Annotated in this window: 18 protein-coding genes and 1 pseudogene; 12 read left to right on the top strand and 7 right to left on the bottom strand. The window is 34.0% G+C overall.

The features are described from left to right. Nucleotides 1-2: 2 nt before the first annotated feature. Complete coding sequence (locus EUC40_RS14325) at nt 3-266, top strand: hypothetical protein (RefSeq protein ID WP_098663671.1); 264 nt, start codon at nt 3-5, stop codon at nt 264-266. A 416-nt stretch (nt 267-682) separates the two neighbouring features. On the opposite strand, the gene EUC40_RS14320 is transcribed toward EUC40_RS14325, so the two are convergent. From EUC40_RS14320 to EUC40_RS14310, 3 genes are all read right to left on the bottom strand, one after another. Next, nucleotides 683-1543, bottom strand: coding sequence for an exosporium protein D (locus tag EUC40_RS14320; RefSeq protein ID WP_156575764.1), 861 nt, complete (start codon nt 1541-1543; stop codon nt 683-685). Nucleotides 1544-1864: 321 nt separating this feature from the next. Beyond that, complete coding sequence (locus tag EUC40_RS14315; protein WP_156575763.1) at nt 1865-2686, bottom strand: collagen-like protein; 822 nt, start codon at nt 2684-2686, stop codon at nt 1865-1867. A 733-nt stretch (nt 2687-3419) separates the two neighbouring features. Continuing rightward, nucleotides 3420-4322, bottom strand: a complete 903-nt coding sequence (locus EUC40_RS14310; RefSeq protein ID WP_167520152.1) for a LysR family transcriptional regulator — start codon at nt 4320-4322, stop codon at nt 3420-3422. A gap of 264 nt (nt 4323-4586) precedes the next feature. On the opposite strand from EUC40_RS14310, the gene EUC40_RS14305 reads away from it, so the two are divergent. The 5 genes and pseudogenes from EUC40_RS14305 (at nt 4587) to EUC40_RS14290 (ending at nt 10297) form a co-directional block, all read left to right on the top strand. Beyond that, nucleotides 4587-5276 carry an MOSC domain-containing protein gene (locus tag EUC40_RS14305; RefSeq protein ID WP_001045579.1) on the top strand — a complete coding sequence of 230 codons (690 nt, stop codon included), beginning with the start codon at nt 4587-4589 and terminating at the stop codon, nt 5274-5276. A 257-nt stretch (nt 5277-5533) separates the two neighbouring features. Then, the gene (locus EUC40_RS14300) at nt 5534-6418 is read left to right on the top strand and encodes a GNAT family N-acetyltransferase (RefSeq protein ID WP_000528658.1); all 885 of its coding nucleotides are present in this window, start codon (nt 5534-5536) and stop codon (nt 6416-6418) included. An 8-nt stretch (nt 6419-6426) separates the two neighbouring features. Beyond that, nucleotides 6427-6516 (top strand): annotated as a pseudogene (locus EUC40_RS27270) (DUF1349 domain-containing protein); the annotation flags it as partial. Between the two features lie 237 nt (nt 6517-6753). Then, the gene (locus tag EUC40_RS14295) at nt 6754-8508 is read left to right on the top strand and encodes an ABC transporter ATP-binding protein (protein ID WP_156575761.1); all 1755 of its coding nucleotides are present in this window, start codon (nt 6754-6756) and stop codon (nt 8506-8508) included. Further along, entirely contained in the window at nt 8501-10297 is a 1797-nt protein-coding gene (locus EUC40_RS14290; protein ID WP_156575760.1) for an ABC transporter ATP-binding protein, read from the top strand. Before EUC40_RS14295 ends, EUC40_RS14290 begins: the two co-directional genes overlap by 8 nt. Nucleotides 10298-10988: 691 nt before the next feature. Here EUC40_RS14290 and EUC40_RS14285 read toward each other — a convergent pair. Beyond that, nucleotides 10989-11231 (bottom strand): hypothetical protein, encoded by a 243-nt coding sequence (locus EUC40_RS14285; RefSeq protein ID WP_071709658.1) that lies wholly within the window; start codon nt 11229-11231, stop codon nt 10989-10991. A gap of 351 nt (nt 11232-11582) precedes the next feature. Between EUC40_RS14285 and EUC40_RS14280 the strand changes: the two genes are divergently transcribed. Then, on the top strand, nt 11583-12320 hold the full coding sequence (locus EUC40_RS14280) for an N-acetylmuramoyl-L-alanine amidase (RefSeq protein WP_156575759.1): 738 nt from the start codon (nt 11583-11585) through the stop codon (nt 12318-12320). A gap of 249 nt (nt 12321-12569) precedes the next feature. Here EUC40_RS14280 and EUC40_RS14275 read toward each other — a convergent pair whose 3' ends face one another. After that, on the bottom strand, nt 12570-13154 hold the full coding sequence (locus tag EUC40_RS14275) for a LysE family transporter (RefSeq protein ID WP_156575758.1): 585 nt from the start codon (nt 13152-13154) through the stop codon (nt 12570-12572). Between the two features lie 58 nt (nt 13155-13212). On the opposite strand from EUC40_RS14275, the gene EUC40_RS14270 reads away from it, so the two are divergent. The 3 genes from EUC40_RS14270 (at nt 13213) to EUC40_RS14260 (ending at nt 16951) form a co-directional block, all read left to right on the top strand. Then, nucleotides 13213-13827 carry a helix-turn-helix domain-containing protein gene (locus tag EUC40_RS14270; RefSeq protein WP_156575757.1) on the top strand — a complete coding sequence of 205 codons (615 nt, stop codon included), beginning with the start codon at nt 13213-13215 and terminating at the stop codon, nt 13825-13827. A gap of 521 nt (nt 13828-14348) precedes the next feature. Then, nucleotides 14349-15704 (top strand): RNA-guided endonuclease TnpB family protein, encoded by a 1356-nt coding sequence (locus EUC40_RS14265; protein ID WP_156575756.1) that lies wholly within the window; start codon nt 14349-14351, stop codon nt 15702-15704. A gap of 461 nt (nt 15705-16165) precedes the next feature. Continuing rightward, nucleotides 16166-16951, top strand: coding sequence for a DUF4183 domain-containing protein (locus tag EUC40_RS14260; protein ID WP_156575755.1), 786 nt, complete (start codon nt 16166-16168; stop codon nt 16949-16951). Between the two features lie 62 nt (nt 16952-17013). On the opposite strand, the gene EUC40_RS14255 is transcribed toward EUC40_RS14260, so the two are convergent. Then, a complete protein-coding gene (locus EUC40_RS14255; RefSeq protein ID WP_098663785.1) occupies nt 17014-17304 on the bottom strand; it encodes a DUF4183 domain-containing protein in 291 nt (96 codons plus the stop codon). A 478-nt stretch (nt 17305-17782) separates the two neighbouring features. On the opposite strand from EUC40_RS14255, the gene EUC40_RS14250 reads away from it, so the two are divergent. After that, complete coding sequence (locus EUC40_RS14250; protein WP_156575754.1) at nt 17783-19210, top strand: exosporium glycoprotein BclB-related protein; 1428 nt, start codon at nt 17783-17785, stop codon at nt 19208-19210. Nucleotides 19211-19778: 568 nt separating this feature from the next. Here the strand turns inward: EUC40_RS14250 and EUC40_RS14245 are convergent. Then, nucleotides 19779-20411, bottom strand: coding sequence for a cupin domain-containing protein (locus EUC40_RS14245; RefSeq protein ID WP_156575753.1), 633 nt, complete (start codon nt 20409-20411; stop codon nt 19779-19781). Nucleotides 20412-20656: 245 nt separating this feature from the next. Here EUC40_RS14245 and EUC40_RS14240 point away from each other — a divergent pair, with 245 nt between their 5' ends. Further along, the gene (locus tag EUC40_RS14240) at nt 20657-22189 is read left to right on the top strand and encodes an SMI1/KNR4 family protein (RefSeq protein WP_156575752.1); all 1533 of its coding nucleotides are present in this window, start codon (nt 20657-20659) and stop codon (nt 22187-22189) included. The last annotated feature ends 49 nt before the right edge of the window (nt 22190-22238 follow it).

Raw genomic sequence — 22238 nt, 5'->3', positions numbered from 1 at the left:
CATTGTTAGAAGTTATATTACCAATTTTTATTGTTGCTGCTTTGGTTATCTCAATGTATGTTATTTATAAAAAGAGAAAAAGAGCTGGGGTAACAGGATTGAAAAGTTTATTAACTTCTATTTGTTGTTTATTACTCGCAATATTAAATTTGACAGCATATTGGCTTCATTTTGGTGGTATTATTACTTGGCTATTTTCAATCGTATTATTGCTAGTTGGGGCATATTTCACAAAATATATTCCAATATCTAAAAAGGTACATTGAAATTTATCCCACATTAACGAGCAGTAAGACTCCCACCTCAAAATTCGACGAATACGAGGGATTTAGATTAACTGTCCATAAAATCCCGATTGGTTTAACTTATAATCAGTCTTATAAGAGGTGAATTTTGGTAAAACAATGAAATTAAATAATGAGGAATCTATCCGCTTATTAGCGTTGGCATCAATAGTAACAAAATAACCTTTAGAACAAGGGAGTTAGCTTGGCTACCCTAAGACAAATTCATTAGCTATCAAAAGTAGCGATTAACCGAGAAGCCCCCACTTTAAGTAAAATCGTAAGAAATACTAAGTGATGGTAGTTCACTAAAAACGTCATTTTAATAAAAAAACAGGAAAACGAGTGGAGTGAAAGAAAAAGAACCCTTTATATAAAGGGTTCTTTTGGCGGTTAATCTAACACTCATAATCATGGTCGTATTTATGGCAACATTCATCGCAAGGATTGTTCTGATCATTGCAGCAAATACAAAATGTCTTTTGAATAAATATATCAATAAAATCAATGACATCGGAATTATTTGTTAGAGTAAGACTTTGGAAATCTTCTACTTGAAAAATTCTTATTTCATTAGGAACTATTGTAGCGATAATGGGTCTGCTAGAACTTCTTGTACGAATAGTTACTTCAATAGAACCGGAACCGCTAGGAACAGATACCTGAAGTAATGTTTTGTTGTGATTACTAGTAAAATCTTCAAAAACCGCTCTTGAAGTGTTAGGGGGTACGATAATAGATAGAGGCACATTTCCGGTTGAGGGGGTTCCCGAACCGGCTATGGTATGGGTTTCGATAAAACAGTTATCATTTTGGTTAAGAGAACGTGATTGTTCTTTATAATAATCATTGTAGTTATTACAGCAGATGCAAAACGTTTTTTGAATAAAAATACCAATATCGCTACTTGTATTTGTATTATTTGTGACTGTTAGGCTTTCAAAATTTTCCACTTGAAGAATCCTTGTTTCACCTGTAGCTATTGTAGCGGTAATTGGTCTACGAGAATTTCTTGTACGAATAGTTACTACAATGGGCGTAGAAGTACCAGGAACATGAAACTGAAGTAATGTTTTATTATGATTATTAGTAGAATCTTCAAAAACTACTCTTGAGGTGTTAGCTGGTACGATAATATCTAACGGTATATTTGAACCAGCAATCGTATGCGTTTTAATGAAACAGTCCTCTTTTGTATGGTGAGAATGTGAATGGTTTTTATAGTACTTTTTACCATGTTTATAAAAATAATCTGCCATATTTATGTTACTCTCCTTTTTGGGGAATATCTATATATTTTATTCATTAGAAAGGAGAACTGCTTATACAGAAAGATAAAATCCGCTTTATAAATTTGGACCAAAACGATATTTTAATAGCGGGGGGAGAGCGGAATAGTGCACCTAAGAGGGTATACCGTTTACAAAGGTGAATCGCTCATACGTATTGGGACTATACAGGAGTGTGCTCAGAATATGGGAGTATATGGTGATGCTTAATATGAAAAGAGAGCCTAAAGGCTCTCTTTAATAATTGTGGGATTCACCAGCAAAATGAAAAGCTTCAAGTACATCAATACATTAGAAATTTTGTGAACATGAAGTACAAGGCCCACCTGTAGGCTGAAATACAACATTATCAATAAAAGCTGTTGGGCCTTCTCCACCTGTAGCAATATTTTGAAAAGCGACACATGCCATAGTAACACCAGGAGGTATACAAACAACAAGAACAAAATGTTGGAAACCAGATTGCGGTTGGTTCATAACTGGTATAATATGTGGAATATTTAATGTGCCAAGAGTTGAAGCAAGAGGAGGACATCCGTGTCCAACAAGTTCTGGGAAAGATACAGAAGCTATAGGAAATGCACCATCCCTTACATCTGCAGCAAAAGAAAGTGTATAACAACAACCTTCGTCGACATCAACTAATTGATTAATACTTCCACCTGCTCCAATTGCCACAGCTAAGAGACTAAGTGTCCCATTTGAAAGAATACGACCACTATGAACGTTTGGAACACCTACTTCTGCAACATTCCCAACTTGATTCCAACCTGGAACTAAATCGCCTATTAATGGTGGTTCGTCAAATCCAGGGTTGTCAAGAACATTAGTACAAGGACAACACCCTACTGCTGTTGGACCTGTTGGACCTGTTGGACCTGTTGGACCTGTTGGACCTGTTGGACCTGTTGGACCTGTTGGACCTGTTGGACCTGTTGGACCTGTTGGACCTGTTGGACCTGTTGGACCTGTTGGACCCGTTGAACCTGTTGGACCCGTTGAACCCGTTGGACCCGTTGGACCTGTTGGACCTGTCGGACCAATTTCCGGTGGAGGTAAAGGGGGGCCAAAACATTCGCATGGAATATGAAATTTCTTTTTAAATTCACTCATTTTACACCATCCTTATCATTCACCCACTTACACAATATAGTTTATGAATTAGCTTGCACACACGTATAAGGAAAAAGCCTTTAAAAATAAAAATAAGTTCTAATGTCATAAATATAAACCCTTATATAAGGAACATGGGTTCACTATATATAAGGGTTCTGCTTCCTGAATCAATACCGTTGAACCTGTTGGTAAAGTGAATGACGAAAAATAGGGAGGAGTGTTGAACTAATTAAACTTAGTTTAACAGCAGTTCGATGTAAACCAATATTTTCTTCATTTATAACTTCACCTCCTATGACGAGCAATCATAGGAGGTGAAGTTAGCAAAAAGCGAATCATAAAGTTGGAAAGCAAGTATATAAAATCTCAAGGATTATTAAGGGAAATTAAAGAATGTATCGAAAGTGAGATACAACGTGAAAGGAAAATGTAAGAAGAATTATACGATTATAGTGGTTGGAAATGTTATAAGCAAATGAAAAGGTCTAATAAAAAATTCATTATGTATAAGTTTAATAAATAAAAAGAGCACTTAAAAAAGTGCTCTAGTGACAAGATCGTTCACTTGTAAAAAATACCTTATTTTATATAGAAAGGAACACAAAATATTAAATGAATAATAGGTTATTATAGAAAAAACAAAAAATGTAAAGTTTTATTTTATTATGAGAAGAGATTATTCTACTAGGTCGTTGCGAAATGGCTTTATAGGACAATCTCTTTTGTTCATTTAGTGTTGTAAAGAATGCACGGTTATTTTTAGTTGCTCAATAAATGCTCGAGTTGCAGCACACATATATTTATCTTTCCTGTAGATAAGTCCGATATCAATCGTTGGAGTAGGATCTTTTATTTTAAGAGCTTGAATGTTTGTGTTTTGCAAAAAGTCTATATACGGTTTTGGTAACACTGTAATTCCCATACCTTTTGAGACCATTTGAATTAAAGATTCCATTGTACTAATTTCTAGAATTGGTTTTGGTGTAAAGTCAAACTGTTGACAATGAGATGTAATGAGTTCAGTTAAAAAGAAATTTTTGGGTAACAGAATTAAAGGATAGTCCTGTAATTCTACAATAGATATATGGCTACGTTCAGTTAATGTATGACCGGTTGGGACAACTAATGTAAGTTCACTTTTATATAGTGGGATAGAAACAATTTCTTTATCTTGCACTGGTAAAAATGTAATACCAATATCTAATTCGTTTTGTAACAATTTTTCTAGAATATCTCCAGTACGAAGCCCTAACACAGAAAGCTCGATATTTGGGTATAGTTTGTTAAAATTTAATATGGCTGGTGGCAGTAAATAATTTACGACAGTTAATAAAGAGCCGATTGTTAAGGAGCCATGTTGTAATCCATTTAAATCTTGAATAGCAGAACGAGCTTGTTCAATTTCACGAAAAATCGTTTTAGTATGTAATAACAAAATTTTACCTGCTGCAGTTAAAGATATTTTTTTGCCAATTCTATCAAAAAGTGGCATACCCAATTCGTGTTCTAATGCACGTATTTGTTGACTGAGTGAAGGTTGTGAAATGTTTAATTTCTCAGCTGCTTTTGTAAAATGCAACTCTTTTGAAACAGCTAAAAAGTATTTTAGTTGTCGTAATTCGATTGGAATCACCTCAAGTTTAATGATAGGTTATACCTATCATTATTATATAAATAATCGAATTGAACAATGATTTTGTAAAGTTTATAATCACCTTATTAGAAATAAATTGAAGGGTGTTGGAAGTAAGTCTAGATAAGTATCGTAGCAGAGATATTTGATTAAGTATTACGTTTTTCCCACCTCTTGTCATTTAAAATTAAAAAATAGGCAGAGAGTTTGAAAGAATAGATTAACCTTTCGAAAATTGTGCGATAAGTAAGAGGAGCGATTACGATGAATAAAGTGTATGAGGTACTATCTTTAAATATAGGGTTGCCCAAGGAAGTTATGTATGGAGGAAAGTTAATTCAAACAGGTATTAATAAAGTGGAAACAAAGGAACCTATATATTTATCTTTTCTAAAATTTAAAGGAGATGGTCAGGCGGATTTGGTTCATCATGGCGGAGTAGATAAAGCTGTTTGTGTTTATTCGGGAGATCATTATGAATATTGGGAAAAAGAATTGAATCAAGATCTTGTATATGGGGCCTTCGGAGAAAATATAACGGTGAGTGGTTTGCGGGAAGAAGATGTTTGTATTGGTGATACTTTTAAACTTGGAGAAGCAATTGTACAAGTAACGCAGCCAAGGCAACCTTGTTTTAAATTAGCGAAGAAATACAATGTCCCGAAATTGCCATTATATTTTCAAGAAACAGGATATACAGGTTTTTATTTTCGAGTATTAAAAGAAGGATGGGTATCACATGTCGATACGTTAAAATGGCTAGATTCTGACCCGAAAGGTGTTACAGTAGCGTTTGCTAATCGCATTATGCATAAGGAGAAACAAAATGTTGAAGGCGTACATAGAATTTTGGGAGTAAAAGCACTTTCTACTAGTTGGCGAAAAACATTTGAAAAACGAATGAAGGGAGAAGAAATTAGTACGAAAGAGAGAATTGAAGGGGAAAAAGAATAAATAAATTTTATTATAAGTAGTGCATTTCTATTAGTAAAAGCTAACTAGAAAGCACTATTTTTATGTAATTAACTTATTAATATTCAAAAATCTTAATATTGGTTTATTCGACTTATTTTCGAATGATCGAAACATAAAATTTATTAGACTATTTTTTTATATTTTATGATACTATATTGATTTGTAAGGCCTATTATTTTATGAGTAGGTCATACAAGTATATCTAAATTAATGGAATTGACGTATGGAGGTACAGCATGGGGAATGTTGAAAAAATTGCAAATCTTCTAATAGAAGAACCAGAAAGAGAGCAGTTATTTCCTTTATTTGAAGAAGTGTTTGGTATTACAAGTCAAACATTGAATGATTTTTCGGAGAAAGGATATTGGGATGATACATATAAAGCTTTGTCCTTTTTACAAGAAGATAAGGTAATTGCAAATGTTGCGGCATTTTCACTACCATTGCTAATAAATGGTGAAAGAATAAATGCAGCGGGCATCCAATCAGTAATGACGCATCCTAATTTTCGTAGACAAGGATTAATGACGCAATTAATGAGTAGGATGATAGAAGAAATCGATAAGCAATGTAATTGTGCGTTATTGTTTACTGAAACCCCAGAATTATATAAATCATTTGGGTTTAAAGTTGTGCAGGAACATCTGATGACTATACCATACGATAAAAGTAATAATAAGGATTCTTTACTTAGAAAGTTAGACTATCATACTGAAGAGGATAGACAGTTAATACATGAGACTGTTGATAGTAGTCAAAGGCTTTCAAACATATTTTCAACATTAAACTTCCAGTCTTCGTTTTATTTGAATATGAATAACTCAAACTGGAATGAAAAACTGTATTATTCAGAAAAACTAGATGCTTTAATTGTATATGAAGTAAAAGATCAAAAGTTGAAATTATTTGGAGTGTTCGCACCTGTACTTCCAGTTTTAGATGAATTATGTGAAGAAATTAATGAAGAATTTACAGAAATTGAATTTTATTTTTCTCCAGATCAACTAGGAATTGAGGATGTACAATTTACAGAAGTACAGTCTAGTAAGTATTTAATGGTTCGAAGCAGTAAAGAGTTAGATTTTAAAGGTTATAAATTCCCAGTATTAACGGAGTTCTAAAAAGTATCTTGCTGGAGGACATAGATGATAAGCCTATTAAAATAGATTTTTACACATGTAGTCCATCTAGTAATAATGAATTCGAGACTGAATTTTAAAATTTAACAAATATAGATGAAAAACCGCATTCTTATAACGAAGAATGCGGTTTTTATATTTCCGTAATAAAAAGCAAATTTATTGACCAGATAGAAATTAATACTTATCATTTAATAATGTTAAATATTAATTTACATAATATAATAGAAGTAATGAAGAAATTACAAACTATATTGCTTAAATAAGGAGGGATAAAGATTATTCAGTGGTAATTTCATGGGAAAAGGAGATTATGTATGAAATCATTTCGTAAGCTATTACAGTATTTAAAACCATACATGTTCTTCGCTATTATTGGACCGCTATTTATGGTACTTGAGGTTGCGATGGACTTAATTCAACCGACTATTATGCAACATATTATTGATGTTGGGATTGCAAATCGGGATTTAAATTATGTAATAAAAATGGGGCTTCTTATGATAGGGGCAGCGGCGCTCGGTTTAGTTGGAGGACTTGGGTGTATGATGTATTCTACAAAAGCAGCTGTTAATTTTGCAACAGACATACGAAAAGATGTCTTTGCGAAAATAGAAACTTTTTCTAGCAATAATCGTGATTCATTTGGAACAGGAAAATTATTAACGATTGTGACAAATGATATTACTTCAATTCAATCGGCGATGACGATGACATTACGTGTTCTTGTTCGTGGCCCGTTGTTATTTATAGGAAGTATAATTATCGTTTTTGTAACAGCTCGAGAGTTATTTCCTATATTACTTGTAGTCGTTCCGATTTTATTACTGGCGATTATATTCATTGCAAGTAAAGCAAGCGGAACGTTTAAAAAAGTACAAGAAGCATTAGATAAAGTGAATACAAAGTTACAAGAAAACTTATCTGGTGTCCGTGTTATAAAAGCGTATGTAAGACAAAAATATGAAATTGGTCAGTTTGGAAATGTTAATACAAATTTAACGAAGATAAATATTCGAGCTGTGCAGCTTATTTCCATAATGATGCCAATCATTATGTTAGTTGTAAGTGGTGGGATTGTTGCGACATTATGGATTGGTGGAGAAAAAGTATTTAATGGAACTCTTCAAGTGGGAGCGATCTTGGCATTTATTAACTATTTGAATATTATTTTAATGTCACTTATGTCTATTAGTATGGTATTTATTCAAATTGCTCGAGCTTTTCCATCTGCAGACCGTGTACAGCAAGTTTTAAATACGGAAGTTGATATTATGAGTGATACAAAAGCATTCGTCCCTGTGGAAATCGAGGGAAATGTTGACTTTAAAAATGTTAGTTATAGTTACACGAAAAATAATGAATATGTTTTAAAGGATATTTCATTTAGTATACGAACAGGGGAAAAAGTAGGGATTATTGGATCAACAGGTAGTGGGAAATCTACTTTAGCTAAACTATTACCACGTCTTTATGATGTTGATCATGGTGAAATATGTATAGATGGAATAAATGTTAAATCGTATGATTTACAAAAATTGCGTGCATCAATAGGTTTTGTACCACAAAAGGCATTGTTATTTTCAGGCAGTATAGAAGGGAATTTACGTTATGGTAAAGAAGATGCCACGCGTGATGAACTGGAAATGGCAGCTTCTTCAGCTTGTGCGACGGAGTTTATCAACAAGCTGGAAGAATCTTATCAATACAATTTAACACAAGGTGCGACAAATTTATCAGGTGGACAAAAACAACGCGTATCTATTGCAAGAGCGCTTGTAAGAAAACCATCGATTCTTATATTAGATGATTCTACATCAGCGGTTGATGCTAGGTCAGAATCAAAAATTCAATCAGCATTAAGAACAGAATATAAAGGAACTACGACATTATTAATTGCTTCTAAAATCTCATCTATAATAGATGCTGATAAAATCCTCGTACTAGATAATGGTGAATTAGTTGGTGATGGTACCCATGAACAACTGTTAGAACAATGTGATGTATATCAGGAAATCTATCTTTCCCAAGGTGGCAACTTAGATAAAGAAGGTGGGAAAGAACATGCGTAATTTTCAAGGGCAATTTGCAAATAAAGGTGGACGTAACGCACCGAAGATGGGAAAAGCGAAGAATACTAAAGGAACTGTAATGCGAGTATGGAACTATATGGGGTATCAAAAGGCTGCACTTATGTTCGTTATATTTCTAGTAGTTGTTACGACGCTACTTGGGTTGTTAGGTCCTTATTTTATGGGGGTAACTATAGATCAATATATTGTACCGAAAGATTTAAGTGGTACAGCAAGAATGTGTATGCTACTTATAGCGATTTACGGTGTAACGGTGTTTTTAACATGGTTACAAACATACGTCATGATTAACGTTGCATTAAAAACCATTCAAAAAATACGCCAAGATATTTTTGAGAAAATCCAAACGCTTTCTTTACGGTTCTTTGATGTACGTTCTCAAGGCGATTTAATGAGCCGTGTGACAAATGATATCGATAATTTGAATCAAGCGTTGACACAAAGCGTTGTGCAAATTATTTCATCAGCGTTAACTTTTATAGGTGTGACGATTGCGATGTTTGCATTAGATTGGATTTTAGCAATTGTAACTTTAATTACAGTACCTATTATGTTTATTGTTACAAAAAAACTAGTCGCCTATAGTGGTGAAAATTTTGCGAAGCGTCAAAAAGATTTAGGGGAATTAAATGGGTTTATTGAGGAGGCTATAACTGGTGCGGATGTTACAACGTTATATGGGAAAGAAAAAGAAACCGTACAAAATTTCAATAAAATTAATGAACAGCTAAGAATTTCAGCTACGAAGGCGGATACATTTTCAGCCTTTATTTTTCCGAGTATGAACTTTATTAATAATTTAGGAATGGGGCTTGTAATTGGAACTGGATCAGTTATGGTTTTAAACGGAATGACAACAGTAGGTGTCATTGCAGCTTTTATTAATTATTCGCGTCAATTCTCAAGACCATTAAGTCAATTTGCAACTTTAATGAATACAATTCAAGCGGCAGTTGCTGGTGGAGAACGTGTTTTTGAAATTATGGATGAAGTACCAGAAATTCAAAATAAAAAAGATGCATGCGTTGTACAAAATTTACAGGGGCATGTCGCACTTGAGAATGTTTCATTTGGCTACGCGGAAAATAAAATGATTTTAAAAGAAGTGAGCCTTAAAGCGCAGCCAGGAGAAACAATTGCTTTAGTTGGTCCGACTGGATCGGGAAAAACAACAATCATTAATTTGTTAACTCGCTTTTACGATATACAGCAAGGTCAAATTCAAATTGATGGAAAAGATATAAAGGATTATGACATTAATTCTTTACGAAGTAAAATAGGAGTAGTTTTACAGGATACGTATTTATTTGCTGGATCGATTATGGATAATATCCGTTATGGCCGATTAAATGCTAGTGATGAAGAAGTAATCAATGCAGCTAAGGCAGCATCAGCACATTCGTTTATTAAACATTTACCGAATCAATATGAAACAGAGATTGCCTCAGAAGGATCGAATTTAAGTCAAGGACAAAAACAACTTCTTGCGATTGCACGTGCAATTTTAGCGGATGCAGATATTTTAATTCTTGATGAAGCGACCTCAAATATTGATACGAGAACAGAATTACAAATTCAAGCGGGGTTAAACAATTTAATGAGTGGTCGAACAAGTTTTGTAATCGCTCATCGACTCAAAACAATTGAAAAGGCAGATCAAATCCTTGTAATAAAAGATGGAAGTATTTTAGAGCGGGGAGATCATGAATCTCTTATGGAGGATCGAGGGTTTTATTTCGATTTATATACAAGTCAGTTTAAAATTTAATAAAAAATTCATATGGTGCGGTTTCTCTGGAAAGGAGAAATCGCATTTTTAATATTTTTGCACATCCATTATATGTAAAGCAGCTTAGTTCAAATGAATGAATTAAAATGGAAGTTTTTAAGTTACGAAGAGGAATTAACAACGAAAGAATTGGATGTAAATAATGAGTCGGATTTAAGGAAGTAGTATTTTGTTTGTGTTATCAAATCATTATTTGACAGGGTACATAGACAAAGAAGAGCCTGATATGGCTCTCAGGCTCTTCCCTCAATAGCAAAGAGTAAGTCTTTTAATTACCCTTCTGTTACATAATACATAAAATATATGTGGATGTATAGAACAGGAAATTCCAATATAATTATTTGAATATAATGTTTAAAAATAAAATTAGTAAAATAAAATATGGAATTAAATTGTAAATGTTGATTTACCGCATGATACGGATGGTTTTTTATTAATCGAAAGTTAATAAAGTAATATTGAGATAATAAAATATGAAATATTGCATATTTTATTACAGAACGCGAAGAAATGAATTGAAAAGGATGTATTCTATTATTTAAGGAGAAATAATGAGTGGGGGAGGAATAAAACTGTCACTCATTAACGTTTCATTTTTAAAATTGCAACGATAATTAGAAAATAGATATCCATTTCTATACATGTTACGTAAATAGAAACGAAATAGAAATTAAGTCATAAATGGAAGTAATAATTTACGTGGTATTGTAACAATTTCAAGAGCTATTTTGGTTGAATAAAGAAGAATATGCGTTAACTCTAAAGCGTGTGTTAATAGTAATATGAAGCTGGTCAGAATTACAAAACTTCCCCAAAAGAAACTTATTGAAGTGTTACGGAAATCTTTTATTAAAGAAAAGAAAGAAAAAAATGTTATAACAATGAGAATGAAAAATTTATACTTATCAGCCATTATAATCCTCCTAAAGAACAGTACCTTATATTATATCTTATTTTTTGTATTATAATAAAGGAATTTACGAATGAGGATTGTGAAAAGGTGATAAGTGGCAGGATAAATCGAAAAATAATTACAAAAGGGGTTAGTAAACTATGGCCTTTTTCAAAATAAAAACCACAACTTAAAATGGCAGTTGTGGTTTTTATTTTGGAGATTCTTTGTTTGAGAGGATAGATAATTTAGAATTCAAAAGTTATCAAACAGATTAGCGCCCTATTTATTGTTTGTTGTAACTATATTGAATATTTGGCCGGACAATAAGACGAGCTTTGAATATAGTAATAAAAAAGGGGATGTAGAACAATGGCTAGATATAGTTTACATGGAGGCCACAATAGTATAGTACAGGGTGCAAATTATGGGAATCGGAAAGAGCACATTATGGATCGACAAATTAAGGATGCGGTTGTAAATAAATTAAGAGCTTTGGGACATACAGTTTATGATGATACTGATGAGGTAGGAACAACACAAGCACAAAATTTAAGTAACATTGTAGCAAAAACGAACTCGCACGATGTAGACTTAGTCATTTCATTTCACTTAAACTCGTATGATACGAATGCTAATGGTGTTGAAGTGCTTTACTATGACCAGCAGGCGTTAGCAGCAAAAGTAGCGGCGCAACTTTCAAAAGATATTGGTTGGTCAAATCGTGGTGCTAAGGAACGAAAAGATCTTTATGTGTTAGCAAATACAAAAGCACCGGCAATTTTAATTGAACTTGGATTTATCGATAACGAATCAGATATGGCAAAATGGGATGTGGATAAGATCTCTAATTCAATCGTTTATGCTTTAACGGGACAATCAGGCGGGACAACTCCGCCATCAAAACAAAATATCATCCAATCAGGAGCTTTTTCACCATATGAAACGCCTGATGTTATGGGAGCATTAACATCCTTAAAAATGACAGCTAATTTTATCTTACAATCTGATGGTTTAACGTATTTTATTTCTGAACCAACTTCAGATGCCCAACTTAGTGGAATGACGGACTACCTTGATCGTAAAGGTTGGTGGTATGAAGTTAAATAAAAAGATTGTGGTTTAGCGGCAGAGTTAAATATCGATAGATCGAAAAAGAGGACTACTTGTTTTTAGTAATCCTCTTTTTCTAATTTTATCCCGCTATTTGCTGGGCAGTAAGATGTCTATCTCAAAATTACGCGAATGCAAAGGAGTTAGGTGAGGTGGTGGACTGCCCGTAAGTGGAAGATACATAGAGAATTTCAACTTTATTGGAATAGAATATTTTTAATAAGAAAAGAAATATAGTATTTGAATTTAATTTACTACAATTGAAAATGCACTGAAAACTAATAAAATAGCCATAATGATGTTAAATAATCGATTATGTTTTAATAATATTTTTTGAAACATTGAACCGAATAGGCTCCAACTAAACGTACTCATTAAACCGACTAAACCTAGAAATAAGGAAAAGAAAACGTAGCTTAAATAAGATTGGTAATAAGGGAGTATAAAAGTCGATACTACAGTCAGTCCAAATAATATCCCTTTAGGATTGACAAATTGAAGGGATATCCCCACTGTAAATAAGTTTGTATTATTTTTTTCAGTGGGCTCTGTATTGCCTTTACTAGTAAGTATTTTGAAAGCTAAATATAGCATGTACGCTACACCTAAAATTTTTAAAGGCAATTCGATTGTGGGTAGTATATTAATGAGTACAACATTAAAGAAACTGCATAAGAAAGTGAGGATGAAAAAACCGAAAGCTACGCCAATGCAAAATTGTATGCCCCTCTTTAACCCATGTTGATTGGCATATGTCATAGCTAAAAAATTGTTAGGACCGGGTGTGAAGCTACTTATAAAAACAAATAATAAAAAAGAAAATATAGGCATTTCAAAACCCTCCCGATAAAATGGTATGTTATAATGACCGAAAAGAACAATATAACGTGTGCTTTTTATTATACATAACGGTCGTTATATTGTATATAGTGTAGAGGTGTTTTTTATGGAAGAAATTCAACTTATTCTGGCGAAAAATTTAAAAACAATTCGAGAGAAAGAAAAATTAAGTTTAGAAAAGGTTTCACAATTAACTGGTGTAAGTAAAACGATGATTGGACAAATTGAAAGAGGAGAATCAAGTCCTACGTTAACTACAATATGGAAAATTGCAAATGGATTGAAAGTTTCTTTTACTTCCTTAATCAATAATCCACAGCCGGATACGAAAGTAGTTTTACGAAATGATGTTCAAGTATTGTCTGAAGACAATGGAAAATATAAAGTTTATACCTCTTTTCCTTTCCAAGATGATAGACATTTTGAAATTTATACAGTTGAAATTGAAACAGAAGGAAAATTAAGCTCCGAAGCGCATAAAGAAGGAACGGAAGAATTTATTACTGTGTTTGAGGGGGAATTGACAATTGAAGTAAATGATTGCCAATATAAATTAAGTAACGGAGATTCAATTCGTTTTATGGCAGATAGAGCGCACACTTATAAAAACTCAGGACAAACATTAACTCGATTAAGTATGACAATTTATTATCCTGTTACTTAAGCTTGTACTTATATTAAGTAATATAAAGAAAGGTGTAACGATAAGACCATCTTTAAGGGATGGTTTTTTATTTTTTGTAATTTACAAAAAAGACACTCATTTGAGTGTCAACATAACACTTAATATAGATATTTTCTACTATACATATAGTACAATTTATTTTTATTGTTTGATCATCGATATATAATCATTTGAATATCATTATTTTTATCCTTTTCGGCAAGAAGACTCCATCTGATTTGTGTTACGGGTGAAGCCCAACAATTCAGGTGGAGATGAATTGCTGTCAACAGGTAGACGAAACAATTTTGTTTCTTTTGTCTTACGATATAATCTGCCCTAGATAAGGAGGGAATATATCGTAGGACAACGAAATTAGATAATGATAATCATAATCATTTAGCTACTTGAAACAAAAAGAATTACGATGAAGACCATGTTCACATTTTGTTCCGTTCTAAATATTGATTTGTCAAAAGTAATTAATTGTAATGAACTCTCTAAGAAAGGTGGTGAAAACAATGGCTAGAAAGAAAGCAGTGAAAGTATTACGGAAACAAAAGAAAAGAGAAAATATACAGCGATTCACGCAGAAACAGAATATCGGACGAGCTTGCCTTACTGCAGAAGAATTTCGTTTACTGCAACGCATGTCACATAGCTCAAAAGCGTTGCGAAATGTTGGATTGTACACGATGAAACAAAGTTATTTGAACGATAATAAAATGGCTACCGTAAAAGAAGTGGACACTGCTATGCAAGCCGATATAAACTACTGGGGCATGCAATCAAACTCTGTTCAAGCGATTCGTAGAGCCTTATTTACAGAAGTGAAGAGCTTTTTTAAAGCAATGGAACAGTGGAAGAAAAATCCTGAGAAGTTCACGGGGCGTCCGAAGTTTCCGAATTATTCTCGTTCCACTGACAAACGAATCATTGAAATCTATCAAGTTCCAAAAGTGGATGAGAACGGGTATTGGATGATTCCGATGAATGTGGCATTCAGAAAAAAATTCGGTTCCATTCAAATACGTATGCCAAAGAACTTAAGAAATAAAGAAATCTCCTACATTGAGATTGTACCGAAGCAAAAAGGTCGGTTCTTTGAGGTGCATTACACATATGACATGCACGTTTCTCAAATGAAGAAACCATCCACGACTACGAGTAACGCTTTGAGTTGCGATTTAGGTGTAGACAGATTGTTAAGTTGTGTGACAAATACAGGTGATGCATTTTTAATTGATGGGAAAAAATTAAAATCCATTAACCAGTACTTCAACAAAATGATACGTAATCTGCAACAGAAAAATATGGAGAATGGACTTTCTAAACGTGTTGTAACGAATCAAATGGCTGCACTTTGGCATAAACGAGAACGACAAATAAATGGTTACATTTCACAAACTGTAGGCCTGTTGTTCAAAAAAGTGAGAGCATACAACATAGATACGGTTGTCGTAGGGTATAGCGCTGGTTGGAAACAAAAAGCTGATATGGGAAAAAAGAATAATCAAACATTTGTTCAAATCCCATTTCATAAACTGATGGCAGCGATTGAGAATAAATGTATAAAAGAAGGTATACGATTTTTAAAACAAGAAGAAAGCTATACCTCAAAAGCCAGTTTTCTTGATAAAGATCCGGTTCCAGTTTGGTCTAAGGAGGATAGGACCCATTATCGCTTTAGTGGCAAACGAATCACGCGCGGTCTGTACCAAAGTAAAGCAGGAACATGTATCCATGCGGATATTAATGGTGCGCTGAATACATTGGAAAAATCAAAAGTTGTAGAATTAGATGACAATCTGAAAGTGAAAACGCCGATTCTATTAAAAGTGCAAAAACGTAAGGCAGTTGCTTCGCGCATAGCTTAGTGGGTGCGTCAACCATCCATGTGTACTCGACTTGTCGGGGCTTGTAGCACACGCCGGATTCATCTGAGTGGTGGCTTCTTCCACAAGGAAGAATTGCTCTTTTTCGAAAGGGTGGTGCAAGTGGGAAAACGATAGTTCGTTGCCAGTACCAACCAAAAACATACTTGGGGTGTTACCGTCAGGTGGCATGAATGCTAGAGCGTCAAACTGTCTAGCGATAGATGAAAAGACCTAGCATTCAAACTCAAGCCCCCACTGAAACGTTTTATCTCAGTGGGGGGTAGTTGACTATGGAAATAAATGAATCATTTTTTGATTGATTCGTATAATTGTTAAAGAGGAACCTGTTGAATTATCTCCAACTAAACTAAGGATGGATACTATGCTGAATAGTTGAAAGTATTCCTTAATGATAGAGCCTAATATGAATTTGTTAAAATTAAGTGGAATGAGGTAGTGTTATGAAACGGAATGACAAATTATCGATGAATAAAGGTATGGTAGGACCTGAGAATATTGGACCTACATTTCCAGCTCTTCCACCAATTTATATTCCAATGGGAGCAACAGGAGCAACAGGAGAAACGGGAGCAACAGGAGAAACGGGAGCAACAGGAGAAACGGGAGCAACAGGATCAAAGGGAGTAACAGGAGCAACAGGATCAAAGGGAGCAACAGGTGTAACAGGTATAACAGGAGCAACAGGATCAAAGGGAGCAACAGGTGTAACAGGTATAACAGGATCAACAGGAGTAACGGGAGTAACAGGAGTAACAGGAGTAACAGGAGTAACAGGAGTAACAGGAGCAACGGGAGTAACAGGAGCAACGGGATCAACAGGTGTAACGGGAGTAACAGGATCAACGGGAGTAACGGGAGTAACAGGGTCAACGGGAGTAACGGGAGTAACAGGGTCAACGGGAGTAACAGGAGTAACGGGGCCAACGGGTATAACAGGACCAACAGGAGAACCTGGATTTATTGGACCTATACCAACAACCAATTTATTATATTACACTTTTGCAGATGGAGAAAAACTGATATTTACAGATGAAGATGGGATAGTAGAGTATGGAACAACAAAGATATTATCTCCAAGTGAGGTTTCGTATATTAATTTGTTTATTAATGGAATTTTACAGCCACAACCATTTTATGAAGTTAGTGCAGGGAAGCTCTCCATATTAGATGATCAACCACCCTCTCAAGGGTCTTCAATTATACTACAATTTATTATTATTAATTAAAAAAGACAGATCCTTCGATGAAAGGGAATCTGTCTTTTTTGTTCAAAATTACATTAATAAAATTAAGTGACGATAAACTCAATTGTAATGGGAATTCCGCCGTCTAATGCATCTCCGCCAGGAATTGTAATCGCACCAGTAGGACCAGTAGTAACACTGGAATTCACGCTTGGCTGTAGAATGCCATTTACATAGAAGTTGTAATACGTAAAATTCGGAAAGGCAGTTGCAGTAGTACCGGCATCGTTTAAACAAGCTGTGGCAGCAATCGCGAAAGCTGCACCTGTACCTGTTCCAGCACTTAGTGTAGATGTAAATCTTCTAGATGCCATAAATGGTTGAATGATAGGCAATTAAATTTCACCCCTTTTCATATTTTATTGGATCGAAGTATAGAATAACTTGTCCACTATATTGTATGAGAACTCTCTATAATAGAAACGGCTTCATGTTTATAGGATGAACCCAATTTTAGCAAGGAAATAATCTATATTTATATGCAAAAAGTAGTATTATTACTTGCGGGAAATAAATTAATGGTGAATTTGAGTTTTTGTATTCAAATTAAAATGTGTGTTTGGACCTAAGAGATAAACGTGGAAAAATAAAATAAACTCTTCAGTTTAGGTGATTAATCTAAGCAGTCAATTATTAAAAACATATAATTAATATGTGAGTCATGAACATAATTAAATAATGTTTTAAAGTTTAATTATAATTCATGTTTTCTATTTTAAGTTAGACATATAACGCAGACTCTTTTTTATTACATTTCATATTGTTCTTAAAATAGGAAAACACTCGAATACAAAATAAGTAAGGAGGAAATAAATGACACATAATAATTGTTTTGGTCATAATAACTGCAATCCGATAGTTTTTACACCAGATTGTTGTAATAATCCACAAACGGTTCCAATTAGTAGCGAGCAATTAGATAGATTAAAAGCTATACTAAATTCTTTGATTTCGGCAGTTGCAGCGTTTTTTGCAAATCCAAGTGACGCAAACAGATTAGTTTTACTCAATTTGTTTACGCAACTACTCGCGTTACTAAATGAATTACCACCTTCTCCAGAAGGTAAATATTTAAAAGAATTAATTACAAGCATTATCACTGTATTACAATCTCCTAATCCAAACTTAAGCGAGTTACTTTCCTTGTTACAACAATTCTACAGTGCTCTTGCACCATTCTTCTTTTCATTAATTATTGATCCTGCAAATTTACAAATGCTATTAAACTTATTAGTTCAACTAATCGGTGCTACTCCAGGAGGAGGCCCAACAGGTCCAACAGGAGCGACAGGTCCAGCAGGAGCAACAGGAGCAACAGGTGCAACAGGAGCAGGAGCAGCAGGAGCAACAGGAGCAACAGGAGCAACAGGAGCAACAGGGGCAACAGGCCCAACAGGAGCAGGAGCAGCAGGAGCAACAGGAGCAACAGGAGCAACTGGTGCAACAGGAGCAACAGGAGACACAGGAGCAACAGGCCCAACAGGAGCAGGAGCAACAGGAGCAACTGGGGACACAGGAGCAACAGGAGCAACTGGTGCAACAGGAGCAACAGGAGACACAGGAGCAACAGGCCCAACAGGAGCAGGAGCAACTGGTGCAACAGGAGACACAGGAGCAACAGGAGCAACAGGAGACACAGGAGCAACAGGAGCAACGGGAGCAACAGGTGCAACAGGAGACACAGGAGCAACAGGAGCAACAGGTGCAACGGGAGCAACTGGTGCAACAGGAGTGACAGGAGCAACTGGCGGAGGAGCTATTATTCCGTATGCTTCAGGTACAACTCCAGCTGCGCTAGTAAACGCGTTAGTAGCTAACACTGGAACTCTTCTCGGATTTGGTTTTAGCCAACCTGGCGTAGGAATAGCGGGTGGAACTAGTATCACGTTAGCTTTAGGTGTAGGTGATTATGCATTTGTAGCACCACGTGCAGGAACTATTACGTCATTGGCAGGTTTCTTTAGTGCAACAGCTGCATTAACGGTATTAACACCGGTACAAATTCAGATGCAAATATTAATTGCACCTGCAGGAAGTAATACGTTTACAGTACAAGGAGCACCTTTATTATTAACACCAACATTTACTACAATTGCTATTTTGGATACAGCATCAGGTATCATAGCTGAAAATATTCCAGTAGTTGCGGGAGATCAAATACTGCTGTACGTATCATTAACAGCAGCAAGTCCAGTAGCAGCAGTAGCTGGATTTGTAAGTGCAGGTATTAATATCGTTTAATTCGTTACAATGTTTAGTTCAAAATTAAACAGAGATTTGTATATAGTCCTTCCTAGTCAATCTAGGAAGGACTATATTTTTTGCGAAGAATAAGTCATAAATTAATAGATTAGTTATTCTTTGTTAGGTTGTATAAAAAATAAGGATAATGACCATTTTATAGTTTATGAAGTATGTTATATTGTTTGAAAAATTCCTCATAAAACAAAAAAGATGAATTCTACTAAAATAGAATTCATCCATAAAATAAACTATTTATTTTTATTACAGTTACATCCTTTTTTCTTTACATAGCCTTGCTCAGCTAAATCTCTTTGCGATTGGGAATTGGAAGATTGGGAATTCGAAGACTGAGAGGATGCTGACGAGCTACTATTTTTATTATGAGAGTAGTTTTTTCGATAGTTATAATTACTCATAGTACTATCACCTCCAATTAATTATATAAATATTATATGTATGTACACTATTAATTGTTACGATAAAGAATAGGAAGAGAAGGTACAATAAAATATCTCCTCAGTATTTTCCGAAGAGATAAATGATGATTCTATTTAAAAGATATTTATTAATAACCCCAGTAAGGAGGGAAGTAATAGGTATCTTGATAATATAGATTATGTTGTTGAACAGGGGGCTGAGTTGGCTGATTTTTTATTTCACGGTTTTGGTTACAGTTTACCGGAGGACCAATTACTGTAGTGGATTGAATAGGAGATACTGCTTGTTTCCATTGTTGTTCATTGAGACAATACGTATGAGCCATCATACTAGCGGGAGTTAATCTTAAAATATCAGAACCAAAAATAACTTCTGGGGTAGGTGCATCGAAAATCGCTAATAAATGAGTATGATCCGCTGAAGCGATTTCGTAATGCCACCACGCTCGTGGAATGTTGGCAACTTGCCCTGGGTTTATCGGTAAGTTTAATATTTGATTTGTAAAAGGATTAAGTAAAGAAACAACAGCAGATCCTGAAATACAGTAAACAAGCTCAGCTGCATTTTGATGAATATGTGGTTCTACAACATTACCTGAACTTAAATAAATATCTAATAAAGAAGTATTTTCTAAAGTGTTTAATTGTTTCATGCCAAGTACATTTATATAATTTTGGGCATCTTTCTGAAAAAAATTACTTTTATTTAAATCATAAGTGAAATTAGTTGAGGGGGAGGTGTAGTCAATATGAGAAGTCATTCGTATTACCCGCCTTTCTTGTGCTGGATTGCAATCTGAAATTAGGGTATGAGTCTAGTTGGTGAAATGTGAAAGGGCGCTGCTTTTAGTTTGTTAAATTATACTGTTATTAGTACGTATACAGTATGATTGGATTAAGAAGAAATAGTATAAAATTAGTTTCGTTGCGAAAAAAAGCACTATTAATTACAATTAATGTAATTGATAGCGCTTTTTTATTATGGAATGCAAGGGGAGTGTAGAAAATGAATCATACTATTTTAAAAGAGTTGGAAGTTGAATTGAAAAATTACTTTAAACCGTTTTTGAATGCACCTGCAACAATAGAAGAAATTCAATATGCCGAAAGTGAAATGGGGATTTCATTTCCAGACGAATTACGTAATCTGTATCTCGCGCATAACGGTGAGGTTAAATCAGGACCAGGATTATTTTTTGGTTTGCCATTTCTCTCATTAGATGAAGTTTTGGATGAGTGGAGAGTATGGAAAAGTATTGAAGATGATGCGTTTTTTAATTTTGATGCATTTTCAATACCAACAGAATGCATTAAGGAAAGCTATGTGAATCGCAATTGGATACCTATTAGTAAGGATTATGGAGGGAATAATATTGGAATAGATGTTGATCCGGGGGAAAAGGGGAAAGTGGGACAAGTTATTAATTTTGGACGAGATGAAGAAGTAAAATATGTAATTGCAAATAGAATTTCAGATTTGTTACTATTTATTTTACAAAAGCTAAAAAATAAAGATTTCACCATTCACCAAGAGGAAGATTATTTATATTGGAGTTATGGCGCTAACGATAATATACATTTTTTAGACGCTTTATTTAATATTGAATTACCTGTTTTACATCCTCAATTTATATTTCAATCTGAAAAAAACGTTAAAGGTTGGTACGATAGTTTAGATGAGAATTGGAAAGATATAGTGGGGACATCTGAACGTGCAGACAAGTTTATTAGAGAGAAGAGGTTATATTTAGGTGGAAATGAGTTGATAGATATAAGTCCACTACAGATGTGCACAGAAGTGAGAGAACTAATTTTATCTGGAAATGAAATTAAAGATTTAACAGGATTAGAACGAATGAATTCTTTAAAGAAGTTATATTTAGTTAATAATCCGGTACAAGATTTAACACCAATATTACATTTGCAGCACTTAGAAGAAATGAACATGAAGAAGACGAATGTAAATAATTTATCGGCACTTGTAGAAATGCCATCATTAAAAAAATTAGATATTTCACATACTAGTATTCAAGATTTTTCGTTACTAACGCAGTTTAAAAAGTTAGAATCGCTTACTGTACATATTTCAAATCGTGAGCAGCTCTATGCAATTTCAAAAGTAGATAATTTAAAGCATTTACATATTTTAGGTTTAGAAAATGTTAGTGAATTGGATTTGCTTGTTTTACAAAATTTAAATAAGTTAATAACAATTGAATTTGAAAATAGCATCATTGCTAATTTAAATTGCTTTGAACACAATGCGTCAATTCAAAATATAAAGTTGACAGATACAAAGGTAAAGGATGGAGCGGCATTAGGTAAAATGAAAGGAATAAAGGAATTAGAATTAGATGGCGCAACAATTGATAACCTTGAAACGATTTGTTGTTCTCATTCATTAGAAATATTTACAGGATCGTTTGAACAATTTTATATGTTAAAAGACTCATTTGATAGAAAAATAGATTTTTCAAAAGTAATAGGAGGGATGAGTGAAGAAGAAAGTGAAATTTGGCACCAGCATGTAATGAGTTAGAAAATAATATTATTATGTAAACAAATTCATTTGTAGAAGGTATAACTGT

The sequence above is a fragment of the Bacillus luti genome (assembly GCF_009739945.1).
Lineage (GTDB): Bacteria > Bacillota > Bacilli > Bacillales > Bacillaceae_G > Bacillus_A > Bacillus_A luti.
This window is presented reverse-complemented; position numbering and strand designations above follow the sequence as displayed.

Bases quoted from the DNA above. Each gene is read 5' to 3' on its own strand.
- EUC40_RS14320 (WP_156575764.1), bottom strand. From the start codon at position 1,543: ATGGCAGATTATTTTTATAAACATGGTAAAAAGTACTATAAAAACCAT.
- EUC40_RS14315 (WP_156575763.1), bottom strand. From the start codon at position 2,686: ATGAGTGAATTTAAAAAGAAATTTCATATTCCATGCGAATGTTTTGGC.
- EUC40_RS14305 (WP_001045579.1), top strand. From the start codon at position 4,587: ATGAATAAAGTGTATGAGGTACTATCTTTAAATATAGGGTTGCCCAAG.
- EUC40_RS14300 (WP_000528658.1), top strand. From the start codon at position 5,534: ATGGGGAATGTTGAAAAAATTGCAAATCTTCTAATAGAAGAACCAGAA.
- EUC40_RS14295 (WP_156575761.1), top strand. From the start codon at position 6,754: ATGAAATCATTTCGTAAGCTATTACAGTATTTAAAACCATACATGTTC.
- EUC40_RS14290 (WP_156575760.1), top strand. From the start codon at position 8,501: ATGCGTAATTTTCAAGGGCAATTTGCAAATAAAGGTGGACGTAACGCA.
- EUC40_RS14285 (WP_071709658.1), bottom strand. From the start codon at position 11,231: ATGGCTGATAAGTATAAATTTTTCATTCTCATTGTTATAACATTTTTT.
- EUC40_RS14280 (WP_156575759.1), top strand. From the start codon at position 11,583: ATGGCTAGATATAGTTTACATGGAGGCCACAATAGTATAGTACAGGGT.
- EUC40_RS14275 (WP_156575758.1), bottom strand. From the start codon at position 13,154: ATGCCTATATTTTCTTTTTTATTATTTGTTTTTATAAGTAGCTTCACA.
- EUC40_RS14265 (WP_156575756.1), top strand. From the start codon at position 14,349: ATGGCTAGAAAGAAAGCAGTGAAAGTATTACGGAAACAAAAGAAAAGA.
- EUC40_RS14260 (WP_156575755.1), top strand. From the start codon at position 16,166: ATGAAACGGAATGACAAATTATCGATGAATAAAGGTATGGTAGGACCT.
- EUC40_RS14250 (WP_156575754.1), top strand. From the start codon at position 17,783: ATGACACATAATAATTGTTTTGGTCATAATAACTGCAATCCGATAGTT.
- EUC40_RS14245 (WP_156575753.1), bottom strand. From the start codon at position 20,411: ATGACTTCTCATATTGACTACACCTCCCCCTCAACTAATTTCACTTAT.
- EUC40_RS14240 (WP_156575752.1), top strand. From the start codon at position 20,657: ATGAATCATACTATTTTAAAAGAGTTGGAAGTTGAATTGAAAAATTAC.